The organism is Arthrobacter echini (assembly GCF_004803505.1).
Taxonomy (GTDB): domain Bacteria; phylum Actinomycetota; class Actinomycetes; order Actinomycetales; family Micrococcaceae; genus Arthrobacter_D; species Arthrobacter_D echini.
This window is the reverse complement of the sequence record NZ_SSWH01000008.1, coordinates 111,031-131,953: the sequence shown is the minus strand read 5'-3', so window position 1 is coordinate 131,953 and position 20,923 is coordinate 111,031. Positions and strand designations below refer to the sequence as shown.

Annotated in this window: 23 protein-coding genes; 10 read left to right on the top strand and 13 right to left on the bottom strand. The window is 68.6% G+C overall.

The window, feature by feature from the left end; translation table 11 throughout:
• Positions 1-63: 63 nt before the first annotated feature.
• The 3 genes from galE to dapD form a co-directional block, all read right to left on the bottom strand.
• Positions 64-1,080 (bottom strand): UDP-glucose 4-epimerase GalE, encoded by a 1,017-nt coding sequence (galE, locus tag E8P82_RS10470; RefSeq protein ID WP_136454697.1) that lies wholly within the window; start codon positions 1,078-1,080, stop codon positions 64-66.
• 267 nt (positions 1,081-1,347) lie between these two features.
• Complete coding sequence (locus E8P82_RS10465; RefSeq protein ID WP_246021236.1) at positions 1,348-2,202, bottom strand: hypothetical protein; 855 nt, start codon at positions 2,200-2,202, stop codon at positions 1,348-1,350.
• A gap of 6 nt (positions 2,203-2,208) precedes the next feature.
• Positions 2,209-3,231: a 2,3,4,5-tetrahydropyridine-2,6-dicarboxylate N-succinyltransferase gene (dapD, locus tag E8P82_RS10460; RefSeq protein ID WP_136454695.1), complete on the bottom strand. Its 1,023-nt coding sequence runs from the start codon at positions 3,229-3,231 to the stop codon at positions 2,209-2,211.
• A 33-nt stretch (positions 3,232-3,264) separates the two neighbouring features.
• Between dapD and dapE the strand changes: the two genes are divergently transcribed.
• Positions 3,265-4,356: a succinyl-diaminopimelate desuccinylase gene (dapE, locus tag E8P82_RS10455; protein WP_136454693.1), complete on the top strand. Its 1,092-nt coding sequence runs from the start codon at positions 3,265-3,267 to the stop codon at positions 4,354-4,356.
• Between the two features lie 61 nt (positions 4,357-4,417).
• Here dapE and E8P82_RS10450 read toward each other — a convergent pair whose 3' ends face one another.
• The 4 genes from E8P82_RS10450 to E8P82_RS10435 form a co-directional block, all read right to left on the bottom strand.
• Complete coding sequence (locus E8P82_RS10450) at positions 4,418-5,287, bottom strand: amino acid ABC transporter permease (RefSeq protein WP_136454692.1); 870 nt, start codon at positions 5,285-5,287, stop codon at positions 4,418-4,420.
• Positions 5,284-5,961, bottom strand: coding sequence for an amino acid ABC transporter permease (locus tag E8P82_RS10445; RefSeq protein WP_136454690.1), 678 nt, complete (start codon positions 5,959-5,961; stop codon positions 5,284-5,286). The genes E8P82_RS10450 and E8P82_RS10445 overlap by 4 nt, the downstream gene beginning before the upstream one ends.
• A 94-nt stretch (positions 5,962-6,055) precedes the next feature.
• Entirely contained in the window at positions 6,056-6,904 is an 849-nt protein-coding gene (locus tag E8P82_RS10440; protein WP_136454688.1) for a glutamate ABC transporter substrate-binding protein, read from the bottom strand.
• A gap of 55 nt (positions 6,905-6,959) precedes the next feature.
• A complete protein-coding gene (locus tag E8P82_RS10435; protein ID WP_425456023.1) occupies positions 6,960-7,736 on the bottom strand; it encodes an amino acid ABC transporter ATP-binding protein in 777 nt (258 codons plus the stop codon).
• Between the two features lie 130 nt (positions 7,737-7,866).
• On the opposite strand from E8P82_RS10435, the gene E8P82_RS10430 reads away from it, so the two are divergent.
• From E8P82_RS10430 to E8P82_RS10415, 4 genes are all read left to right on the top strand, one after another.
• Positions 7,867-8,712, top strand: coding sequence for an LOG family protein (locus E8P82_RS10430; protein ID WP_136454687.1), 846 nt, complete (start codon positions 7,867-7,869; stop codon positions 8,710-8,712).
• A 33-nt stretch (positions 8,713-8,745) separates the two neighbouring features.
• Positions 8,746-9,132, top strand: a complete 387-nt coding sequence (locus E8P82_RS10425; protein WP_136454685.1) for a DivIVA domain-containing protein — start codon at positions 8,746-8,748, stop codon at positions 9,130-9,132.
• On the top strand, positions 9,129-9,767 hold the full coding sequence (locus E8P82_RS10420; protein WP_136454683.1) for a DNA-3-methyladenine glycosylase I: 639 nt from the start codon (positions 9,129-9,131) through the stop codon (positions 9,765-9,767). The genes E8P82_RS10425 and E8P82_RS10420 overlap by 4 nt, the downstream gene beginning before the upstream one ends.
• 231 nt (positions 9,768-9,998) lie before the next feature.
• Positions 9,999-10,166 carry a DUF3117 domain-containing protein gene (locus E8P82_RS10415; protein ID WP_087076540.1) on the top strand — a complete coding sequence of 56 codons (168 nt, stop codon included), beginning with the start codon at positions 9,999-10,001 and terminating at the stop codon, positions 10,164-10,166.
• 71 nt (positions 10,167-10,237) lie between these two features.
• Here the strand turns inward: E8P82_RS10415 and E8P82_RS10410 are convergent, their stop codons facing one another.
• On the bottom strand, positions 10,238-10,876 hold the full coding sequence (locus E8P82_RS10410) for an O-methyltransferase (protein WP_136454682.1): 639 nt from the start codon (positions 10,874-10,876) through the stop codon (positions 10,238-10,240).
• Between the two features lie 377 nt (positions 10,877-11,253).
• Here E8P82_RS10410 and sigE point away from each other — a divergent pair, with 377 nt between their 5' ends.
• The 3 genes from sigE to E8P82_RS10395 all read left to right on the top strand — a co-directional run bounded on the left by sigE (position 11,254) and on the right by E8P82_RS10395 (position 13,353).
• Positions 11,254-11,898, top strand: coding sequence for an RNA polymerase sigma factor SigE (gene sigE / locus E8P82_RS10405; protein ID WP_136454680.1), 645 nt, complete (start codon positions 11,254-11,256; stop codon positions 11,896-11,898).
• Between the two features lie 5 nt (positions 11,899-11,903).
• Positions 11,904-12,857 carry an anti-sigma factor family protein gene (locus tag E8P82_RS10400; RefSeq protein ID WP_136454678.1) on the top strand — a complete coding sequence of 318 codons (954 nt, stop codon included), beginning with the start codon at positions 11,904-11,906 and terminating at the stop codon, positions 12,855-12,857.
• Positions 12,858-12,936: 79 nt separating this feature from the next.
• On the top strand, positions 12,937-13,353 hold the full coding sequence (locus E8P82_RS10395) for a twin-arginine translocase TatA/TatE family subunit (RefSeq protein WP_136454677.1): 417 nt from the start codon (positions 12,937-12,939) through the stop codon (positions 13,351-13,353).
• 44 nt (positions 13,354-13,397) lie between these two features.
• Here the strand turns inward: E8P82_RS10395 and E8P82_RS10390 are convergent, their stop codons facing one another.
• Genes E8P82_RS10390 through E8P82_RS10380 form a run of 3 tightly spaced genes read right to left on the bottom strand, consistent with a single transcriptional unit; the run spans position 13,398 to position 16,397 of the window.
• On the bottom strand, positions 13,398-14,528 hold the full coding sequence (locus E8P82_RS10390; protein WP_136454676.1) for an Mrp/NBP35 family ATP-binding protein: 1,131 nt from the start codon (positions 14,526-14,528) through the stop codon (positions 13,398-13,400).
• Positions 14,525-15,064 (bottom strand): DUF1003 domain-containing protein, encoded by a 540-nt coding sequence (locus tag E8P82_RS10385; RefSeq protein WP_136454785.1) that lies wholly within the window; start codon positions 15,062-15,064, stop codon positions 14,525-14,527. Before E8P82_RS10385 ends, E8P82_RS10390 begins: the two co-directional genes overlap by 4 nt.
• A 49-nt stretch (positions 15,065-15,113) precedes the next feature.
• Complete coding sequence (locus E8P82_RS10380) at positions 15,114-16,397, bottom strand: magnesium transporter MgtE N-terminal domain-containing protein (RefSeq protein ID WP_136454675.1); 1,284 nt, start codon at positions 16,395-16,397, stop codon at positions 15,114-15,116.
• Positions 16,398-16,527: 130 nt separating this feature from the next.
• Here E8P82_RS10380 and E8P82_RS15170 point away from each other — a divergent pair, with 130 nt between their 5' ends.
• The gene (locus tag E8P82_RS15170) at positions 16,528-17,397 is read left to right on the top strand and encodes a YflT domain-containing protein (protein WP_211096855.1); all 870 of its coding nucleotides are present in this window, start codon (positions 16,528-16,530) and stop codon (positions 17,395-17,397) included.
• A gap of 101 nt (positions 17,398-17,498) precedes the next feature.
• On the opposite strand, the gene E8P82_RS10370 is transcribed toward E8P82_RS15170, so the two are convergent.
• A complete protein-coding gene (locus E8P82_RS10370) occupies positions 17,499-19,079 on the bottom strand; it encodes an aminopeptidase P family protein (RefSeq protein WP_136454673.1) in 1,581 nt (526 codons plus the stop codon).
• A 101-nt stretch (positions 19,080-19,180) separates the two neighbouring features.
• On the opposite strand from E8P82_RS10370, the gene E8P82_RS10365 reads away from it, so the two are divergent.
• Positions 19,181-20,023: a PHP domain-containing protein gene (locus E8P82_RS10365; protein ID WP_136454671.1), complete on the top strand. Its 843-nt coding sequence runs from the start codon at positions 19,181-19,183 to the stop codon at positions 20,021-20,023.
• Between the two features lie 24 nt (positions 20,024-20,047).
• On the opposite strand, the gene E8P82_RS10360 is transcribed toward E8P82_RS10365, so the two are convergent.
• Positions 20,048-20,917 carry a DNA-methyltransferase gene (locus tag E8P82_RS10360; RefSeq protein ID WP_136454670.1) on the bottom strand — a complete coding sequence of 290 codons (870 nt, stop codon included), beginning with the start codon at positions 20,915-20,917 and terminating at the stop codon, positions 20,048-20,050.
• Positions 20,918-20,923 lie beyond the last annotated feature (6 nt).

Genomic DNA, 20,923 nt, shown 5'->3' with positions numbered 1-20,923 from the left:
GTCCCTGGCGCCGATGTCCCTGTCCCGGCACAGCCGTGTGGCGCGGCGTCGTCGCCCGTGCCGCTAGGGCGTCCGGTAGCCCTCGGGATTGTTCTTCTGCCAGCGCCAGTGGTCCTCGCACATCTGCGCCAGCGTTCGGTTCGCGGACCAGCCGAGATCGGCGAGGGCGGAGGACGGGTCGGCGTAGCTGACGGCGACATCCCCGGGCCGGCGCGGCGCGAACTCGTACGGGATGTCCCTGCCGACCGCGGCCGAGAACGCGTCGAGGACCTCGAGCACCGACGACCCGGTCCCGGTGCCCAGATTCCACGTATGCACTCCGCCCCGTGCCACGAGGTAGTCGAGCGCGGCCACATGCCCCTGGGCGAGGTCGACGACGTGGATGTAGTCGCGTACGCCCGTGCCGTCGGGTGTCGGGTAGTCGTTGCCGAAGATCCTCACCTTCTCACGCCGGCCGACGGCCACCTGCGCCACGAAGGGCAGCAGATTGTTCGGGATGCCCGTAGGGTCCTCGCCGATGCTGCCCGATGCATGGGCACCCACAGGATTGAAGTACCGCAGCAGCGCGATGTTCCAGCGTCGGTCCGATGCGCCGAGATCCGCGAGGATGTCCTCGATCTGTTCCTTGGTGCGTCCGTAGGGGTTCACCGCGTCGCGGGGGAGCTTCTCGGTCAGGGGCACCTCGTCGGAGATCCCGTACACCGTGGCGGAGGAGCTGAAGACCAGGGTGCGCACACCGGCGTCGTCCATGATCCGCAGCAGGTTCAGGGTGCCGCCCACGTTGTTGTGGTAGTAGCGCAGCGGCGTCTCAACCGATTCACCGACGGCCTTGAGCCCCGCGAAGTGGATGACCGCCTCGATGCCCTCCTCGGCGAAGATCTCCCGCAGGCTCTCCTCGTCGAGCAGATCCACCCGGTGGAACGTGGGTGCGCGTCCGGCGAGGGAGGCCACGCGCTCGAGGGACACCTCGGTGGAGTTCAGCAGATTGTCGACGACGACGACGTCGTGCCCGTTCTCGAGCAGGGCCAGGACCGTGTGGGAACCGATGTAGCCGCTGCCGCCGGTGACGAGGATCTTCATGCGTCCATCCTAGGACGACGCCGGAGGGGACCATCGGGAGCCCTTGGCTGCAGTGTCCCCGGCTGCGGAGTGGTGACCCGTCCGGCGTGTCGGATCCGGGGGCTTCGGGCGGGCGGATGACGCTCCGCACGGCGTGTTGTGCTGCGACGCGCCATCCGAGTGGCCGAAGTCCCCGTGTTCAGCACCTTCCCCGCCCGTCGACGCCGTGCGGCCGGCCCGCCGGTTCTCCCCGGAACCGAGCAGGGCACCGGGGAGGATGTCCTGTGCTCAGCCGGGTAGGTCGGCCACGGTGATGGTGAGTGTCGCGGGTTCCGTCGCTGCCGTGGTCCACCCGCCGTCGGCCCGCAGCCATTCGAGGCCGGAGTAGCTGACCGAGATGATCTGCTGGGCGTCGGCGTTGGCCACGGCCCACTGTGCGACGGCCCAGCCCAGGGTGCCGTCGACGTCGAGGACCAGTCGGTTGCCGTCCGGAACGCCGCCGAGCGGACCGAAGACCTCGTCGGCCGATGCGGAGACGGCCACGGCGTCGCCGCTGCGACTCGGGCGGCGCAGCGTGCAGTCGAGGGCTGCGGGGGAGTTGCCCGTCAGCGCAGAGGCGAAGGCGCGGCCCTCGGGCTCGTGATCAGCATAGGCCGCGGGGAAGGCGGAGCGCTGCACACGCTGTGCCGCCTCGGTGATGGGCAGAGCCTGGTAGTCCGGTATCCGCACCAGCGCATCGTAGAACGCGCCGGTGGCATACAGCGGCGACATGATCTGCTCCTCGGTGCCCCAGCCCTGCGACGGACGCTGCTGGAACAGCCCGCGGGAGTCCGGACCGGCGTCGTCCCCGTAGTCGATGTTCTCCAGGCGTGACTCCTGGATGGCGGTCGCGAGCGCGATGGACGCCGCCCGTGCGGGCAGACCACGCCTGACCGCGACACCTGCGATCAGCGCCGCGTTACGGGTCTGCGTCGGTGTGAGTTCGAAGCTCTCCGCTCCCACGCTCGCGGTGCAGCGCTGCCGGAGCAGGACGTCACCCTCACCGAGCCGGTCGAGAGCCACCAGCCCGGCGACGACGGCCAGAACGGCGACGACGGCTCCGGTCAGGCGACGACGCCGGACCGTGCGGGCGGAAGCAGGCACCAGAGGTCAGTTCGCGTGGAGGGCCGGATTGAGGGCGATGCCGTGCCCCGTCCGGGGGCGGGCCTCCACCGCGCCCGTCACCGAATTGCGCAGGAACAGGATGCCCGCCTCGTCCGAGAGCTCCCTGGCCTTGACGAGCGAGCCGTCCTGCAGCGCCACCTTGGTACCCGCCGTGAGGTACAGACCCGCCTCCACCACGCAGTCGTCCCCGAGGGAGATCCCGACGCCGGACTCCGCCCCGAGCAGGCAGCGCTCACCGATCGTGATGCGCTCCGTGCCTCCGCCCGAGAGTGTTCCCATGATCGAGGCACCTCCACCGATGTCCGAACCGTCGCCCACCACGACCCCCGCCGAGATACGGCCCTCCACCATGGAGTGGCCGAGTGTCCCCGCATTGAAGTTCACGAAACCCTCGTGCATCACCGTGGTGCCAGGGGCCAGGTGCGCCCCAAGCCGCACCCGGTCGGCGTCGGCGATCCGGACGCCCTCCGGCACCACGTAATCACTCATGCGGGGGAACTTGTCCACGCCGTGAACGGCCACGGGGCCACGGGTGCGAAGGGCAGCACGGACCACCTCGAAGCCCTGGACGGCGGCGGGCCCGTGACTGGTCCACACCACGGTGGGGAGCAGCCCGAAAATGCCGTCGAGGTCGATGGTGTTGGGCCGCACGAGGCGGTGGGAGAGCAGGTGGAGCCGGAGATAGGCGTCCTCGGTACTGATGGGAGCGGCATCCGGGTCGATGGTCAGCTCGATCACGCGCTGTGTGACCCTCCGCGCCTCGTCGGCCCCTGAACGCGCCAGCCCTTCCAGTGTGGCTCGGAGCTCCTGCCCGTCGGCAGGATCAGCAGTGTCATCAGCGTCCCCGGCGTCCCCGGCTTCGTCAGTGTCCCCAGTGCCGTCCCGGAGCCAGGGCGCAGGGAACCACGTGTCGAGGACCGTGCCGTCCGCCGCCACCGTCGCGAGGCCGATACCTCCGGCCGAGCGCCGGTCGGCGGGCAGGGACGAGCTGGGCGCGGGGGGAGTCATGGGCAGCAGTCTACCGAGGGATAGTGTTGCAGCATGAGCCAGCCACCGGCACCGCCCCTCGACCTGACTGCCGACGTCGCCCGGCTGACGGCCGGCCTGATCGACATCGAGAGCGTCTCCGGCAACGAGACCGCGATCGCCGACGTCGTCGAGCAGGCCCTGGTACCGCTGGCGCATCTCGAGGTGCTCCGCGACGGCGACTGCGTGATGGCGCGGACGATGCTCGGGCGTGACGAGCGTGTCATCCTGGCCGGGCACCTCGACACCGTGCCGCTGCCGACCAGGGCCGGGTCGAGGGGAACCGTCCCCTCGCGCTGGGAGGGCGAGGTGCTGTTCGGCAGGGGCGCCACGGACATGAAGGGCGGCGTGGCAGTGCAGCTCGCGCTCGCCGCAACGCTGGTGGATCCGACGCGGGACATCACCTTCGTCTTCTACGACCACGAGGAGGTCGAGGCCTCACTCAGCGGTCTGGGCCGGGTGGCCCGATCCCACCCCGAGTGGCTGCAGGCGGATTTCGCCGTCCTGCTGGAACCCACGAACGGAACGGTGGAGGGTGGCTGCAACGGCACCGCGCGCTTCGACGTGCGGGTCACCGGCCGGGCGTCCCACGCGGCCCGTGCCTGGATGGGCGTCAACGCGATCCACGGGGCCGCCGAGATCCTGGGCCGGCTCCGCGACCACGAGCCCGCCACGGTGAGGGTGGACGGCCTGGACTACCGCGAGAGCCTGAACGCCGTGAGGATCGCCGGCGGGACCGCGGGCAACGTCATCCCCGACAGCACCGTCATCGAGGTCAACTACCGCTTCGCGCCGGACAAGGGCCCCGATGAGGCCGAGGCGTACGTGGGCGCCCTGCTCGAGGGATTCGACGTCGAGCGCACCGACGCCGCCCCGGGTGCGCGCCCCGGCCTGCAGCACCCCGCCGCCGCGGCCTTCGTCGCCGCGGTCGGCGCGGAGCCCAAGCCGAAGTACGGGTGGACCGACGTCGCCCGCTTCAGCGCCCTGGGAGTGCCCGCCGTGAACTTCGGGCCGGGAGATGCCCTCCTGGCACACACCGACGACGAGCACGTCCACGCGGACGCGATCCGAGCCTGCCTCGACGCGCTGGTGGCCTGGCTGTCCTGATCCCTTCGCCGCCCCCGCGCGGTTCCGGTCGGTCCAGCAGGCTCTCGGACGAGAACCGCGGTCAGGTCGACGCGGCATCCATCACGACGACGTCCTCCGCTGCACGTTTCCGGGTCCGGGTCCTGAAGCTCAGCAGGGAGGACATCCTGGTGGCGAGCGTGGAGAGGGCGAAGTTGATCAGGATGAAGATCGCCGCCGCGACGAGGAGGGAGGGAATCACGTTGCCCTCGCCGACGCCGAGCCGCCTCGTGTACTGCAGCAGTTCGGGGTAGGTGATGATGTAGCCGAGCGCGGAGTCCTTCAGGATGACCACGAACTGGCTGATGAGGGCCGGCAGCATGGCGATCAGGGCCTGCGGGACCTCGATGTTCCTCAGCGACTGGTTCCGGGTCAGACCGATGGCCATCCCCGCTTCCCGCTGGCCCTTCGGCAGTCCGTGGACACCGGAACGGACGAGTTCGGCGATCACCGACCCGTTGTAGAGCGTGAGCGCGAGGATGACGGCGATCAGCGGTGCGTTCTGGGGCTCCACCGCCCCCGAGCGTCCGAGCGCCAGCCAGAAGAAGATCATCATGAGCAGTACCGGCACAGCACGCAGGAACTCGACCACGGTCCCGGCGACCCAGCGGATCGGCGCGAGGTGCGAGAGCCGTCCGACCCCGAACAGCAGGCCGAAGGCTACCGAGGTGACGATCGCGATGCCCGCGGCCTTGAGCGTGTTGAGCAGGCCGGGGAGGATGAAGAACTCCCAGGTCCGCGCCTGGAGGAACGGTGTCCACATGCTCGCAGCGAGCTGCCCCCTGTCCGCCAGGGCGGAGACGATCCAGGCGAGCAGGGCGAGCGCGATCAGCACACCGAGGATGTTGAAGATCAGGATGGTCCGGCGGGTACGTGGCCCGGGCGCGTCGAACAGGACCTGCTGGGCGCTCATCGTGCCACCGCCAGTTTCCGTGAGGCCCAGGTGGTCAGGAGCCCGATGGGGATGATCAGGATCACGAAACCGAGCGCGAAGGTGAGGAAGATCGGGATCACGAGATCGGAGCGGAACTCGATCATCGTCTTCATGAGGGACGACGATTCCGTGGCCACGGAGCCGGCGGCCGCGACGGTCGAGTTCTTGATCAGCGCGATCAGGACATTGCCCAGCGGTGCGATGGCACCCCGGAATGCCTGCGGAAGGATGATTAGCCGGGCGGCCGGGAGGAAGCCCAGACCGATGGCGCGGGCCGCCTCCGCCTGACCGAGGGGGACGGTGTTGACGCCGCTGCGGATGGCCTCGCAGACGAACGCCGCGTGGTAGAGCGAGAGCCCCAGGATCGCGATCCGGAACAGGCTCACGTTCAGGTCACCCGCCAGGCTGACCTGCATGACGGAGAACAGGCCGAGGAAGCCGAAGGCGAGGATGATCGTCAGCGGGGTGTTGCGGAAGATGTTGACGTAGGCCGCTCCGAACCACTGCAGACTCCGGATCGGGGAGATGCGGAAGAGCGCCAGGACGGTGCCGAGGACGAGCGCCCAGAGCGCAGCCCAGAAGGACAGCTGGATGTTGACCCAGAAAGCGGCGGGTACGTCGTACGTCTCGAAGAGGGACAGGTAGTTCTCCACGGGTCACCCCTTTCGGCAGTGTGATGTCGGCAGTGTGAAGAGCATGGCGTTGGTGGGGCCCCCTGACCGGGGGACCCCACCAACGGACGGTCGACTAGGCGCAGGGCTCGGGCTCCGGCGGGTTCAGATCCTCGTTGTAGCTGTAGTCCGCGCCCTCGGTGTTCGCGGCGAGCGCCTCTTCCCACGCACCCGACTCGATCATCTGGGTGATGGCGGCGTTGATGTCCTCGCACCGGTCGCTGCCCGGGGGCAGGCCGACGCCGTACCTCTCCTCGGAGAAGGTGTTCCCGACCACCCTGTACTGGCCGGCGTTGGCGTCCTGCGCGGCAAGGCCCGCGAGGATGATGTCGTCGGTGGTCACGGCGTCGATCTGCCCGCCGCCCATCGCCGTGACGCACTCCGCATATCCGGGCTGCTCCACGAGCTGCACGCCGGGATACTGCTCCTTGATCTGCTCCGCGGAGGTGGAGCCTGTGACGGAGCACAGATTCCGGCCCTCGAGATCCTCGGGCCCGGTGATGTCGCTGTCCGTGGGGACGAGCAGATCCTGCCCGGCGATGAAGTACGGTCCGGCGAAGTCGACGGTCTCCTTGCGCGTGTCGGTGATGGAGTAGGTCGCGAAGATCATGTCCACCTGGTCGTTCGCCAGCATGTTCTCGCGGTTGGCCGACGGGGATTCCACGAAGTCGATCTGCTCGTCGGTGTAGCCGAGCTCGTTCGCGACGTACCTGGCGACGTCGACGTCGAATCCCGAGTAGGAGCCGCCCTCGTCGAAGCCCAGGCCCGGCTGGTCGAACTTGATGCCGATGCGCACGCTCTCGCCACCGGCCTCGCCGCTCGCTCCCGAGGAACCGGCGGCGTCGTCGTCGCCTCCGCCGCAGGCGGACAGGGTCAGTGCGGTCACGGCGGCAATTGCTGCTGCTGTGTATCGGGTCTTACGCATTGGATCTCCTTGCGTCGAGGCCTTCGCGGAGGCCGTGAGGTGTGCGGGTAGTGCGTCAGTGCGCGAGGATCTTGCCGAGGAAGTCCTTGGCCCGATCACTCTGCGGATTGGTGAAGAACTCCTCGGGGGTGGCCTGCTCCATGATCTCGCCGTCGGCCATGAAGATCACGCGGTCGGCGGCCTTCCGCGCGAAGCCCATCTCGTGCGTGACAACGATCATCGTCATCCCCTCCTTGGCCAGGACGACCATCGCATCGAGGACCTCGTTGATCATCTCGGGGTCCAGGGCGGAGGTGGGTTCGTCGAACAGCATGACCTTGGGCTGCATGGCCAGCGCCCTGGCGATGGCGACGCGCTGCTGCTGGCCGCCGGAGAGCTGCGCGGGGAGCTTCTGGGCCTGGTTGTCGACGCCCACGCGCTCGAGCAGGGACATGGCGAGCTCCTTGGCTGCGGCGCTCTTCATGCCCTTGACCTTGATGGGTCCGAGGGTCACGTTCTCCAGGATGGACTTGTGGGCGAAGAGATTGAAGGACTGGAAGACCATGCCCACGTCGGCGCGCAGCTTGGCCAGGCCTTTCCCCTCCGCGGGCAGCACCTCGCCGTCGATCGTGATCTCGCCGTCGTCGATGGTCTCCAGGCGGTTGATCGCCCGGCAGAGCGTGGACTTGCCGGACCCGGACGGTCCGATGACGACCACGACCTCCCCGCGGGCGACGTCCAGATCGATGTCACGGAGCACGTGCAGCTCCCCGAAGTGCTTGTTGACGTTCTTCAGCCGGACCAGGGGACCCGCCGATGTCGCGGATCCGGTCGGCTGAGCTCGAGGTGTCATGGGAGAAATCTAGCGAACTATTGCGGAACAGCACCATGGGCCCAGGCAAAGGAGGCAATCGTGATTCAAGAGCAACCAGGGATCCCGTGGAGCGCACGGACAGCCGGGCGGGGTTGGTTAGCCTAAGGGAATGTCCTCCTACCAGCGATCACCGGCCGACGACGGCGCCACCTCCCAGCAGACCGGCACCGGACCGGGAGATCACGACACGACCGCGACAGTGACTCCGCCGATCCGGCGCAAGGGCTCGGTGGTCCTGCGCCGCAGTCAGGCCGGCGCTCCTCAGTCCGACAACATCCTGCTGGACTCGGACAGTGCGAACGGTTTCACCCACACCGACCCGTGGCGAGTGCTGCGCATCCAGAGCGAGTTCGTGGAGGGTTTCGGAGCGCTGGCGGAACTCGGACCCGCCATCAGCGTCTTCGGATCGGCGCGGACGCCCCGCCAGTCCCCGTACTACGCGATGGGGGAGGAGGTCGGACGTCGCCTCGTCGGAGCCGGGTTCGCGGTCATCACCGGAGGCGGACCGGGGACCATGGAGGCGGCGAACAAGGGTGCCTGTGAGGGCGGGGGGATCTCCGTGGGGCTGGGGATCGAACTGCCCTTCGAGGCCGGGATGAACGAGTGGGTGGATCTCGGCGTGAACTTCAGGTACTTCTTCGCGCGCAAGACGATGTTCGTCAAGTACGCCAGCGGTTTCGTGGTGCTGCCCGGCGGGTTCGGTACCCTCGACGAACTGTTCGAGGCGATGACCCTGGTCCAGACCCGCAAGGTGACCTCCTTCCCGATCGTCCTCGTCGGGATCGACTACTGGAAACCCCTGCTGGCGTGGATCGAGGGCACCCTGCTGGCCGAGGGCACCATCTCCGCGACGGACCTGGATCTGCTGCAGCTCGTCGACACGGCGGAGGACGCGGTACGGATCATGGCGGACTCCGCGGGCCCCCCGACCACGCCTGACCACAGCGGACGGTGACGGCACAGCGGAGCCTTCTGGCACCATGATCGTGTGACTATCTTCCTGGTGATCCTCGCAGCCCTGCTGGTGGTGGGAACCGCGGTCATCGCCTCCGGGCGATCACTTCGCCGACCCGGTGGCCTGAAGCCGAGGCGCCGGACGGCGGACGGAACCGGGCGCAGGACCGGTGGCTGGAGCGCTGTCATCCGCGAGGATCTCGGTCTGGTGGCGCCCGTGGCGCCCCTGCCACCGGTACTTCTGCCGGGTTCCGTCTCGGCGCAGGATGTCGACGCCGTCCGGTTCGGCCTCGGCATGAGGGGCTATCGGATGGACCAGGTGGACGAGGTCCTGGACAGGCTGGCTGCTGCGATCGCCGAACGCGACGCGGAGATCGAGCACCTGCGATTGCACCTCACGGAACAGGGCATGGTCAGGTGACACCGGCCGTTCCCGGCTCGGACGGTCTCCTGCGGTGCGGCTGGGCCGTCTCGAGCGCCGAGTACGAGCGCTACCACGACGAGGAGTGGGGCCGAGCCGTCCATGGGGAGCAGGCACTGTTCGAACGGTTGAGCCTCGAGGCGTTCCAGTCGGGACTGAGCTGGATCACGATCCTGCGCAAGCGCAGCGACTTCCGCCGCGCGTTCGCCGCGTTCGACCCGGTCGCCGTGGCAGGATTCGGTGCCGGGGACGTGGAGCGGCTCATGGGCGATGCGCTGATCGTCCGAAATCGCCGGAAGATCGAGGCGACGATCAGCAATGCCCGGACGCTGCTGTCACTGCCCGGGGGAACGAGCCTCGGGTCGGTGCTCGAGGCGCACCGACCACCGACCGGCCCCGCGCCGGTGAGCCTGGCGGACGTACCGGCGAGCACGACGGGCAGTTCCGCCCTGGCGCACGAGTTGCGACGACTCGGGTTCCGGTTCGTCGGTCCCACCACCGCCTATGCCATGCTGCAGGCAACAGGCTTCGTGAACGACCACCTCCGCGACTGCTGGGTACGGGGCCGGCCCGCGGACGGCGGGAGCGCGGATCCACCAGGCGGCGAGATCTGCGGGCGATCCGCCGATCGGTGAGCTGCCCTGCCGGGCTGCCTCGTACCGGTTCCGGCACCGTCGGCCACAGCCCGTGGGCGCTCCACGCGGTGTGATGCGCGCCGCACCTGAATTAGCAGGTGCACGACTTGTGCTGAATAATGAGGGGCATGATGTGCTCCGTCGGACCCGCAGGGGGAAGCCGGACGAAGCACCGTTTACTGACGCGCAGTCCGCCGCTGGCGGGTGCGCCCTGTTGAAAGGGATTCCCCGATGGCTGCCATGAAACCGCGTACCGGCGATGGACCGATGGAAGTCACCAAGGAAGGGCGCTCTCTGATCATGCGCGTTCCGATCGACGGAGGCGGACGCCTCGTGGTGGAACTCAACGCTGAGGAAGCCGGTAAGCTCAAGGACTGCCTTCTCACCGTCACGACCTGACCCGTGCCGCGATCGGGACCGCAGATGCGCGGGCCCGATCGTCGATTCATCGAGGTGGGCCACTCACGCGACTAGCTGCGCTGCTTGACCGCCAACAGGAGCCCTGTGCCCGTCGGCAGGAGTGCCGAGACCAGGGACTCGTCGTCGCGGACCAGTTTCCCGACCTGACGCAGCGTGTTGGTCGAGGGCTCGCGGACGGCGGGTTCGGGAACGCGGTCCTGGTCGAGGGCATCGTTGATGATGAGCATTCCCCCGGCCTTGAGCAGTCGTGTCGCCTGGTCGACGTACGCCGGCAGGCCGCCCTTGTCGGCGTCGATGAAGACGAGGTCGTAGGCCGCGTCCGTCAGGCGCGGAAGCACGTCCGAGGCGCGTCCGGAGATCGTCCGGGTCCTGTTCGAGGGGATGCCGGCCTCGGAGTACGCCTCACGTGCGGCCCGCAGATGATCGACGTCGGCGTCGATGGTGGTCAGGACCGCCTGCGGGCCGAGTCCCCTCAGGAGGCATACGCCGGAGACTCCGGCGCCCGCCCCGACCTCGACGGCGGTGACGGCCTTGGTCGCGGCGGCGAGCACGGTCAGCGCCGCACCGACTGCAGGCGTCACAGCAGTGACACCGAGTTCGTGGGAGCGGTCCCGTGCCCTCAGGAGGGTGTCGTCCTCCTCGGGAAGGCCCTCCGTGTAGGACCAGCTGTTGTGCTTGTCGGCAGCCATGACTCTCCTTCGTTGTGCGGCTTCGTGCTCCCACGCGCGCCGGATGCGACGCGGGAGAGCAGGGGTCGGCGGGGAGTTGGAGCCCAGTTCAACATTACTGTGCCGGGAAGCTCCGCGAAGGGTGCCACCCGCCCGACCCGTACCCGGTCTCTGTGCAGTGACCTGTGCGGTGACCCGTGCGGTGGCCTGTGGATCGCGTTCGACGAGGGACGGTCCGGGCGGTACGTTCGGCGCTGCCAGCCAGTTCCCAGCTTGGTGCGAAAGTATTTCAGCACCGGGCATCCGGCGGCACAGCGGTACCGAATCACTGCCAGCACCGATCGGGCCCTGACGGACCCGGTGAGGACAGCTCCCGGAGTTCAGGCGAGAAGGGGCACATGATGTCTAGCATTGGAACACCACAGCCGGAGGTGGACATCCTCGACGGAGAGGACCTGCCCGTCCTGGACGAGCACGGCAACCCCTGGGTGGCGCCCTCGTGGGAGGACGTCGTCACCACCTACTCACCGAAGGTCTACCGACTGGCCTACCGGTTGACCGGCAACAGGTTCGACGCCGAGGACCTCACCCAGGACGTCTTCGTGCGGGTCTTCAGGTCCCTGGCGAAATTCAGACCGGGAACGCTCGACGGCTGGCTGCACCGGATCACCACGAACCTGTTCCTCGATCAGGCCCGGCGCAGGACCCGCATCCGCTTCGACGGCCTGTCGGACGAGGCGGAGAGCCGTCTGGCGAGCAGGCACCCCGGGCCCGAGCGCAGCTTCGAATTCAACAATCTGGACGTCGACGTGCAGGCGGCGCTCGAGGAGCTACCACCGGACTTCCGAGCCGCAGTCGTCCTGTGCGATCTCGAGGGACTGGCCTACGACGAGGTGGCTCGTGTGCTCGGCGTGAAGCTCGGCACCGTGCGTTCCCGGATCCACCGCGGACGCACGATGCTCCGCGACAAGCTCGCGCACCGCGACCCTCGCCCCGGCAGCGGCACCACGCTCGGCGTGCCCCGGGTCGTCGGTCTGGGGTAGGGGCGGTGTTCCACCCGCGTCGATCGCTGCAGGACCTCGTGGACGGTGAGTTGTCCGATCGCCGGCGATCCGTCGTCGAGCACCACCTCCAGGTCTGCGACACGTGCTCGAACGACGTGAGGGGGTTGCGGGAACACAAGGGCACGCTCCTGGGACTCGGGAGTCCATCCCCTGATCCCGAGTTCCAGCGCCGACTGCTCTCCACCGGACCCGGACCCAGCACAGGATCGGCGCCGGACCGGCCGGGGCTCCAGCCGGACCGTGCCGCGACCATCGCCTCGCCGAAGCCGTCCCGCCGCCTCCGCCTCGTAGCTGCGGCAGGTGGTTCGGCCGTACTGGCAGCCGCGGTCCTGACCGGTGCCTATGTCGTCGGCTCCGGATCGGATCCCGCGGCCGGCGCGGAAGCGGGTTCGACGACGCCGCGAGCCGGATGGGAAGAGACGTTCCGGGGCACACCGGCTGCTCTCGATGCGGACCAGGTGGAGGTGCTTCGAACCCAAGGCTGGTCGTGTCCCGGCCTGACGACCCTCGGACTCACGCTCAGGAGCGCCGAAGGTCTGACGATCGACGGGCTGCCCACGCTCGAGCTCGTGCTCGAGCACGACGGTGACCGCGTCACCGTCTACGAACAGCGCGCGGTCGACGGCCGCCGGAGGACACCGCCGACGAACGCGGTCACCGGCAGGACCGTTGCCGAGGACGGCTTCGAGCATGTGGGAGGCCTGCAGCAGGACCTCTGGGTCCACTCCGGCGAGCCGTGGACGGTCGTACTTCGTTCGTCGTCTGCCACCTATACCGTGGTCTCCGAGCTCCCACCGGCGGACATGCCACGGACGCTCCAGCAATTGGTCACAACCGAGTACGCGCAGTTGCCGACCGTGGCGCAACCCCGGAACGGATCCACGATCGACCGCATCATGCGCGGGCTGTCGATCATGGTCCATCCGCAGGACCCATGAGCACGATCCCGTCGGTGGGTCCGATACCGTGACTGCCGTCGAATGTGATCGGGTCGGATCAGGAAGGTAGGCTTCTGCCGTGCTTGGAATCAACGGACTGGAACTCGTGGCCCTGGCCCTCATTGCCGTCGTGGTACTGGGCCCCGAGCGCCTTCCGGAGTACGCTGCGCAGCTGGCGCGGCTCGTGAAGGGCCTCAAGCGGATGGCGACCGGAGCCCGGGAGCAGCTACGGGAGGAGATCGGCCCGGAACTCGACGAGGTCGACTGGCGCAAGCTGGACCCGCGTCAGTACGATCCGCGGCGCATCATCAAGGAAGCGCTCCTCGACGACCTGGACGACGTGTTCAAGCCGGTCAGCAAGGGAGCGCCCGCAGCCGCACCGGCCGTGGTTCCCGCGACGGAGGGCCTCACCTCCGCCCGCCCGGGACCGTCCGTGCCGCTGCGTCCCCGGCTCGAACCGGGCCAGAGCGCACCCTACGACCTCGAAGCCACCTAGGCGGACCGGCACGGTCGGAGAACACCCCCCCCGGACGCCCTCGCTCAGGCGATGCTGACCGGCAGCTGGACTCCGTCCAGACCGCGTGGTCTTCCCGCCAGTTCCGAGGCGATCCTCGTCAGTTCCTCGCGAGCTGCGGAGGCGCCGGTGCCGAGCACGAGCGGTGCACCGGCATCACCGCCCTCCCGCAGTGCGACATCCAGCGGAATGCTCCCGAGCAGGGGAACCTCGACACCCAGCGTGGCCGACAGCCCGGACGCCAGGGTACTGCCACCGCCGGCGCCGAACAGCTCGAGCCGCTCGCCGTCCGGCAGCTCGAGCCAGGACATGTTCTCGATCACGCCGACAACGCGCTGCCCGGTCTGGGCAGCCATCGCTCCGGCGCGTTCCGCGACACTGGCGGCAGCGCTCTGCGGAGTCGTCACGATCAGGAGTTCGGAGGAGGGCAGGAGCTGGGCCACGGAGATCGCGATGTCGCCCGTGCCCGGTGGCAGGTCCAGGAACAGGGCGTCCAGATCGCCGAAGTAGACATCGGTGAGGAACTGTTCCAGTGCGCGGTGCAGCATGGGGCCGCGCCAGGAGACAGGCTTGTTCCCCTCGACGAACATGCCGATCGAGATCACCTTCACGCCGTACGCGACCGGCGGCAGGATCAGCTCGTCGACCCGCGTGGGCTGCTGGCTGATGCCCATGAGCGAGGGAACCGAGAAGCCGTAGATGTCCGCATCCACGATCCCCACACGCAGACCACGAGCGGCCATGGCCACGGCCAGATTGACCGTGACACTCGATTTTCCGACACCACCCTTGCCGCTTGCGACCGCGTAGACGCGAGTAAGCGAGGAAGGATCGGCGAACGGGATCCCGCGTTCTCCACCGACTCCCTTGAGCTGGTCCTTCAGGGCATCGCGCTGCTCCTGGTCCATGACACCGAGATCCACCACCACCTCCTCCACCCCGTCGAGAGCGGAGAGGGCAGCTTCGGCATCACGCGTGATCGTCTCACGGCGGGGACAGCCGGAGATCGTCAGCAGGATCCGGACCCGGATCGTGGTGCCCTCGAGCGAGAAGGAGTCGACCATGCCGAGTTCCGTGATGGGCCGGCGGAGTTCGGGATCGATCACCGTGGCGAGGGCGGAACGCACCGCCTGCTCGGTCGGGAGGGAGCTGCTCACTGCGACTGCCTCCCCGCGGGCTGGACCCTGGGCACGGACGTCGTGGCATCGGAGGGCTTGCGGGGCTTGCGCTTCTGCAGCAGCACGTCCTGTCCGTCCGCTGTCTCCAGGACCTCGTCGAGGACCGAGCGCAGTTCCGAGCGCACGTAGTCACGTGTGGCCACGTCGCGCAGCGCGATGCGCAGCTCGGCGATCTCGCGCGTGAGGTACTCGGTGTCGGAGAGGTTGCGTTCCGCCCGCTGACGGTCCTCCTTGAGCGAGACGCGGTCGCGGTCGTCCTGCCGGTTCTGCGCCAGGAGCAGCAGGGGAGCGGCGTAGGAGGCCTGGAGCGAGAGCATGAGAGTGAGGAGGGTGAAGCCGATCGCAGCGCTGTCGAAGCGCAGACTCTCCGGCGCCAGGGTGTTCCACAACAGCCAGACCGCGCAGAACACGCTCATGTAGAAGAGGAACTGCGGGGTACCCATGAACCGCGCGAAGTTCTCCGTGGCGCTGCCGAACGCGTCCGGGTTCGGGCGCAGGCGTGGAAGAAGGCGCATGCGGCTCTCGCGGGGCGTGTCCAGCCCGCTGGAACTGGATCTGATTCTCTCAACCACGGCGTGCGCCTCTCTTGACTTCCGATGTGTCGTCCTGTGCCCGCCAGTCGTCGGGCAGCAGATGGTCCAGGACGTCGTCGACGGTCACTGCCCCGACCAGCCGGCCCTCGGTGCTGACGACCGGCACCGAGTTCAGGTTGTAGGTCGCGAGGATCCGCGAGACGTCGCTCACTGCCGCCTGGTCGCCGACCGCCTCCAGATCGGTGTCGATGATGTTGCCGAGGGGTTCGGGAGGCGGGTAGCGCAGCAGTTGCTGGATGTGGACCACGCCGAGGTAGCGGCCCGTCGGGGTCTCCAGCGGCGGGCGGCAGACGAAGATCGCGGAGGCGAGGGCCGGCGTCAGTTCCTCGCGACGCACGTGGGCGAGGGCTTCGGCGACGGTGGCCTCCGGAGGCAGGATGACCGGCACCGTGGTCATCAGCGACCCGGCCGTGTCCTCCTCGTACTCGAGCAGGCGGCGCACGTCCTCCGCGTCCTCGGGTTCCATGAGCTGGAGCAGCTCCTCCTTCTCGGCCTCGGGCAGTTCGTTCAGCAGATCCGCCGCGTCGTCGGGGTCCATCTCCTCGAGGACGTCGGCGGCACGTTCACGCGTCAGCGCGGAGAGGATCTGGACCTGATCGTCGTCGGGCATCTCCTGCAGCACATCGGCCAGTCGATCGTCCTGCAGTTCGCCGGCCACCTCGACGCGACGCTTGTCGTTCATCTCGTGGAGCGCGTCCGCGAAGTCGGCCGCCTTGAGGTCCTCGTACTGCGCCACGAACTGCGAGGCTCCCTGAGGCTCGTTCGTGGAACCGTGGAAGGCGTCGAGCCAGTCGATGATCAGGCGCTCGCCGCCCCGGCGCAGGCCGCGCAGGGGGGAGGTCGATCCGCCGCGGCGTACGTACAGTTGCGAGACGTGCCAGTCCCCGCTGCGATTGCGTTCCATGGCGCCGTCCTCGACCACGGCGCTGCCGCTGCCGTCGCGCAGCGTGAGGCGGCGGTCGAACAGCTCCGCCACCACGAGCATCTCGGCGCCGCGCTGTTCGAACCGGCGGAGGTTGACCAGGCCCGTGCAGATGATCTGGGATGCGTCCATCGACGTGATGCGGGTCATCGGCACGAAGACGCGCTTCTTCCCGGGGACCTCGATCACCAGACCCACCACCTGCGGGTACTCACCCGGACCGCGATCGAGCACGACGGCGTCGCGCAACCGGCCCAGACGGTCGCCGAGCGGGTCGAACACGTCGAGGCCGAGAAGGCGCGCGACGAAGACGCGGGTGGGGTTGTTCATCACCGTTCTAGGTTATCGGGCAGCGCAAAACCGGCCGGCAGCAGCCGATCACGGGTGAGCGGGGCGTCAACCCTCTCGTTCACCCGCGGCGATACCGCTGACAGGGCGCCGGCGTGTAGGTGAGAATGGGACCATGTCGACGCCACTTGGAACCACTGCCCCCCGTGACCTGGGCCGTACTCTGCCCACGGGTGAGATCATCGGCCGCTACACGAGCTATCTCGACGCCCAGAAGGCGGTGGACTACCTTGCCGACAACAAGTTCGCCGTCCAGAAGGTCGCGATCGTCGGCAATGACCTCAAGGCGGTGGAGAGGGTCACCGGACGGCTCAGCTACCCGCGTGTCGCGCTCGGCAGTGCCGCCACCGGAGCCTGGTTCGGCCTCTTCGTCGGACTCATCCTGAGTCTGTTCGCGGGCAGCGAGTCGGGTATCACCATCACCTCGTCGATCGCCCTCGGGGCGATCTTCTGGCTCCTCTTCGGAGTGATCACCTACGCCTTCCAACGCGGCAAACGGGATTTCACGTCGACGAGCCAGGTGATCGCGACCAGCTACGACGTCCTCGTCGATCCCGCCCTCGTCGGGGAGGCGCGCACGCTCCTGCAGCAGCTCCCCATGCAGGGTCAGATCCAGCATCCAGGCGTCACCCCTGCCGGCCCGACGCAGGGCCGGCAGCAGGCGCAGCAGGCTCCTGAGCGCCCGGCGCAGTGGAACGACCCCTACTCCGCGCAGCCGCCCCAGCCCGCCCACGCTCCCCAGCAGCAACCCCAGCAGGACCCCGTCACGGCTGACGACACTGCCGGTCCGGGCACCTCGGGACCACGCCGGGGCCAGTTCCCGGACCTTCCGGACGGCCGGCCCCAGTACGGTGTGCGCGTCGAGGACGGACCTGCCGCCGATCCCGCGGGTCGGTCGGGGGAGCCGGGCGAGCGGCTCTCACCCGGCCACGGCGCCGACGAGGGCACCGAGGGGCACGGATCCTCCGCAGCAGGGCGAAGCTGATCCAGCCCTGACGAGGAAGGGCAGGGACCTGTGGTATCGGGTCCCTGCCCTTCCTCGTTTCTGTGTGCCCCGGCGTCGGGATTCCTGCTGGCCGGTTCCTGTTACTCGCCGGTGCTGCCCCAGATCCCGGCCATCCAGTCCTCGACGTCGTCCGGATTGCGCGGGAGCGCGGCGCTGAGGTTGACCGGGCCGTCGGAGGTCATGAGGATGTCGTCCTCGATGCGCACACCGATGCCGCGGTACTCCTCAGGGACCGCAAGATCCTCGGCCTTGAAGTAGAGCCCCGGCTCGATGGTGAAGACCATGCCCTCGGTGAGGACGCCGTCCAGGTAGAGCTCACGCTTGGCCTGGGCGCAGTCGTGGACGTCCATCCCGAGGTGGTGGCTGGTGCCGTGCGGCATCCAGCGGCGATGGTGCTGGCCGTCGGGAGCCAGGGCCTCATCGAGGGACACCGGCAGCAGAGACCAGCGGTCGAGGTTCTCGGCGAGCACTGTCACGGCCGCAGTGTGGATCTCACGGAACTTCCGCCCCGGCTGGGCGGCGGCGAAACCGGCATCCGCGGCGTCGAGCACGGCCTGATAGATCTTCCGCTGCGTGTCCGTGTACGTCCCGTTGACGGGGAGCGTCCTCGTGATGTCGGCCGTGTAGAGGCTCTCGGCCTCGACTCCGGCGTCCAGCAGCAGGAGTTCACCGGCCCTGACATGGCCCGTGTTGCGGATCCAGTGCAGCGTGGTGGCGTTGTTCCCCGCTGCGGCGATGGTGTCGTAGCCCAGGTCATTGCCCTCCTCGCGGGCCCGCGTGAAGAACGCGCCCTCCACCACGCGCTCGCCGCGGGGATGGGAGATGGCACGCGGCAGGGTCCGGACCACCTCGTGGAAGCCGTTGACGGTCGCAGCCACAGCCGCCTCCATCTGCTCGATCTCCCAGGCGTCCTTGACGAGTCGCAGTTCGGAGAGGAACTCGGCGAGCACGGCGTCGAGCGCATCCGCCTTCTCGAGGTCCACGCCGGTGTTGATGCGCGAGGTGTCCACGAGCGCATCCGCCGCAGGATCCACCTCGCGGAGCAGACGGATGCCGATGCCGCCGATCTCGGCGACCCCGGCGTCCTTCGTGATGGCGACCTCCAGCTCACCGAGATCCGCGGTCTCCACACCGACCTGGGCCTTCAGCTGTGCCATCGACGGACGCGACCCGATCCAGAACTCGCCGTAGCGGGCGTTGGCGTAGAACTCGGCGCTGTCACGGCCGGCGAGTTCGCGGAAGTAGAGCGTGGCCGCGTGGTTCCCGCCGTCGTCGCCCTGTCCGTGCTCCACGGGTTCGAGGACCAGCATGGCGTCGGGCTCGTGGTCCAGCCCCAGACCGGTCAGGTGCGCGAAGCCGGAGTGGGGCCGGTACCGGTAGTCCGTGTCGTTGGACCGGACCTTGAACGGGCCGGCGGGGACCACGATGCGCTCGCCCGGGAAGCGCTCGGAGACGGCACGACGGCGGCGGGCGGCGTGCTCGGCGACGGCAGAGCGCTCGGGGAGTGCGGAGGCGTCGGGTGCCCAGTCGCCGGCCATGAACGCCTTGAAGGCGTCGGAGTCGGGACGTTGCGAACGGTTCTCGTTGCGGTCGGACAGGGGCTGGCCCTCCGGTGAGTCGGTGGGGTTCTGGGCTGGGGCTTGGATGTCGGCGGTACTCATCCCTCCATCGTCTCACCGCAGCCGTGGGCCGGGAAGTCCGGCGTAGCCGCTGGTGGACGGTGGTGGACGGTCGCGCCGCTGCCGGCGCGTAGATTGGACCGGTGAGGATCGATCTGCATACGCACTCCAATGTCTCGGACGGCACGGAGGACCCCGAGGTCCTCGTCGAATCGGCGTCGGCTGCCGGGCTGGACACCGTCGCCCTCACCGATCACGATTCCACTGCCGGGTGGGACCGGGCGCGTGCGGCGGCGCGGAGGACCGGCATCATGTTCGTCCCGGGGATGGAGGTCTCCTGCCGCACGGACACCGGCATCAGCGTGCACATGCTCTCCTATCTGCACGATCCGCTGCACGCGGGACTGCGCGCGGAGATCGAGCAGTCCCGGACCGCTCGACTGACCCGGGCCCGCCGCATGGTGGAGTTGATGTCGGCGGACTACCCCATCAGCTGGGATCTCGTGGAGCAGCACGTCAGTGCGGGTGCCACCGTGGGACGTCCGCACATCGCCGATGCGCTGGTCACCCTCGGTGTCGTGCGGACCCGGTCTGAAGCGTTCGAGCGTGTCCTCACCGCGCGGTCGCCGTACTGGGTCAGCCACTACGCTCCGCACCCCGCCCGCGCCGTCGAGCTCATCCGCGACGCCGGGGGAGTTCCGGTGTTCGCGCACCCCTCGGCGTCGAACCGCGGAGCACTGGTGGGCGGGGCGGATCTCGAGGAGATGATCGATGCCGGCCTGCTGGGGCTCGAGGTGGACCACCGCGACAATCCTGCTGCGGCGAGAACGGCCCTGCGCGGCATAGCCAGGGAGCGAGGGCTCCTCATGACCGGATCGAGTGACTACCACGGGGAGGGGAAGCCGAATCTGCTCGGCGAGAATCTCACGTCGCCCGAGACCTTCGAGGCCATCCGGAGCCTTGCCTCGGGTACGACCGCCGGCTGAACCGGCGCCCGGGCTCGCCACAGCTCAGAGCCAGGGGGCCAGGCGCGCGCGCATCACGGCGACGGCCTGCGGATTGCTGTCCACGCAGACGAAACGTCGCCCGAGCTTCCCGGAGACCGCCCCGAGCGTGCCCGAGCCGGCGAAGAAGTCCAGTACCCAGTCGCCCTCACGACTGCTCGCCGCGACGATCCGCCGCAGCAGGCCCTCGGGCTTCTGGGTGGGGTAGCCGGTCTTCTCCTTCCCCGTCGGCGACACGATGGTGTGCCACCACACATCGGTGGGAAGCTTGCCGCGTTCGGCCTTCTCGGCGGTCACGAGTCCCGGTGCCATGTAGGGCTCCCGGTCCACTTCGGCACTGTCGAAATGGTAGGTTGCGGGATTCTTCACGTAGACGAGGATGTTGTCGTGCTTGGTGGGCCACTTCCGTCTGGCACGCGCACCGTAGTCGTAGGCCCAGATGATCTCGTTGAGGAAGCTCTCCCGCCCGAACAGGGCATCCAGCATCACCTTGGCGTAGTGCACCTCACGGTAATCGAGGTGCAGGTAGAGCGTGCCGTCGTCGGACAGGAGCCGCCACGCCTCGACGAGCCGCGGGAAGAGGAAGTCCCAGTAGTCCTCGAACGCGTCGTCGTAGCTCGCGAGGGTGCCCTTGACGGTCGAGTACGACAGGCCCTTGAAGCCCACCCGGTCCCCGGCTCCGGCCTCGGCCCGGTTCGTCCTCATCTGCTGCCGGCGCTGTACCCGGCCCGTGTTGAAGGGTGGGTCGACGTAGACGAGCGTGAACGACTCGTCCGGAAGCGTCGCCAGGAACGCCGCGTTGTCGGCGTGCACCACGAGATTGGCGCCGTCGGCGCTCCAGCCCGGGGACGACGACGGCGCGGGAAGGTCTGTCACGAAGGG

What these genes read in the sequence shown, in the direction of transcription:
- E8P82_RS15170 (WP_211096855.1), top strand. Translation starts at nt 16,528, where the DNA reads ATGTCGACGCCACTTGGAACCACTGCCCCCCGTGACCTGGGCCGTACT.
- E8P82_RS10440 (WP_136454688.1), bottom strand. Translation starts at nt 6,904, where the DNA reads ATGCGTAAGACCCGATACACAGCAGCAGCAATTGCCGCCGTGACCGCA.
- E8P82_RS10430 (WP_136454687.1), top strand. Translation starts at nt 7,867, where the DNA reads ATGTCCTCCTACCAGCGATCACCGGCCGACGACGGCGCCACCTCCCAG.
- E8P82_RS10370 (WP_136454673.1), bottom strand. Translation starts at nt 19,079, where the DNA reads ATGAGTACCGCCGACATCCAAGCCCCAGCCCAGAACCCCACCGACTCA.
- galE (WP_136454697.1), bottom strand. Translation starts at nt 1,080, where the DNA reads ATGAAGATCCTCGTCACCGGCGGCAGCGGCTACATCGGTTCCCACACG.
- sigE (WP_136454680.1), top strand. Translation starts at nt 11,254, where the DNA reads ATGATGTCTAGCATTGGAACACCACAGCCGGAGGTGGACATCCTCGAC.
- E8P82_RS10385 (WP_136454785.1), bottom strand. Translation starts at nt 15,064, where the DNA reads ATGCGCCTTCTTCCACGCCTGCGCCCGAACCCGGACGCGTTCGGCAGC.
- dapD (WP_136454695.1), bottom strand. Translation starts at nt 3,231, where the DNA reads ATGACTCCCCCCGCGCCCAGCTCGTCCCTGCCCGCCGACCGGCGCTCG.
- E8P82_RS10415 (WP_087076540.1), top strand. Translation starts at nt 9,999, where the DNA reads ATGGCTGCCATGAAACCGCGTACCGGCGATGGACCGATGGAAGTCACC.
- E8P82_RS10450 (WP_136454692.1), bottom strand. Translation starts at nt 5,287, where the DNA reads ATGAGCGCCCAGCAGGTCCTGTTCGACGCGCCCGGGCCACGTACCCGC.
- dapE (WP_136454693.1), top strand. Translation starts at nt 3,265, where the DNA reads ATGAGCCAGCCACCGGCACCGCCCCTCGACCTGACTGCCGACGTCGCC.
- E8P82_RS10435 (WP_425456023.1), bottom strand. Translation starts at nt 7,736, where the DNA reads ATGACACCTCGAGCTCAGCCGACCGGATCCGCGACATCGGCGGGTCCC.
- E8P82_RS10410 (WP_136454682.1), bottom strand. Translation starts at nt 10,876, where the DNA reads ATGGCTGCCGACAAGCACAACAGCTGGTCCTACACGGAGGGCCTTCCC.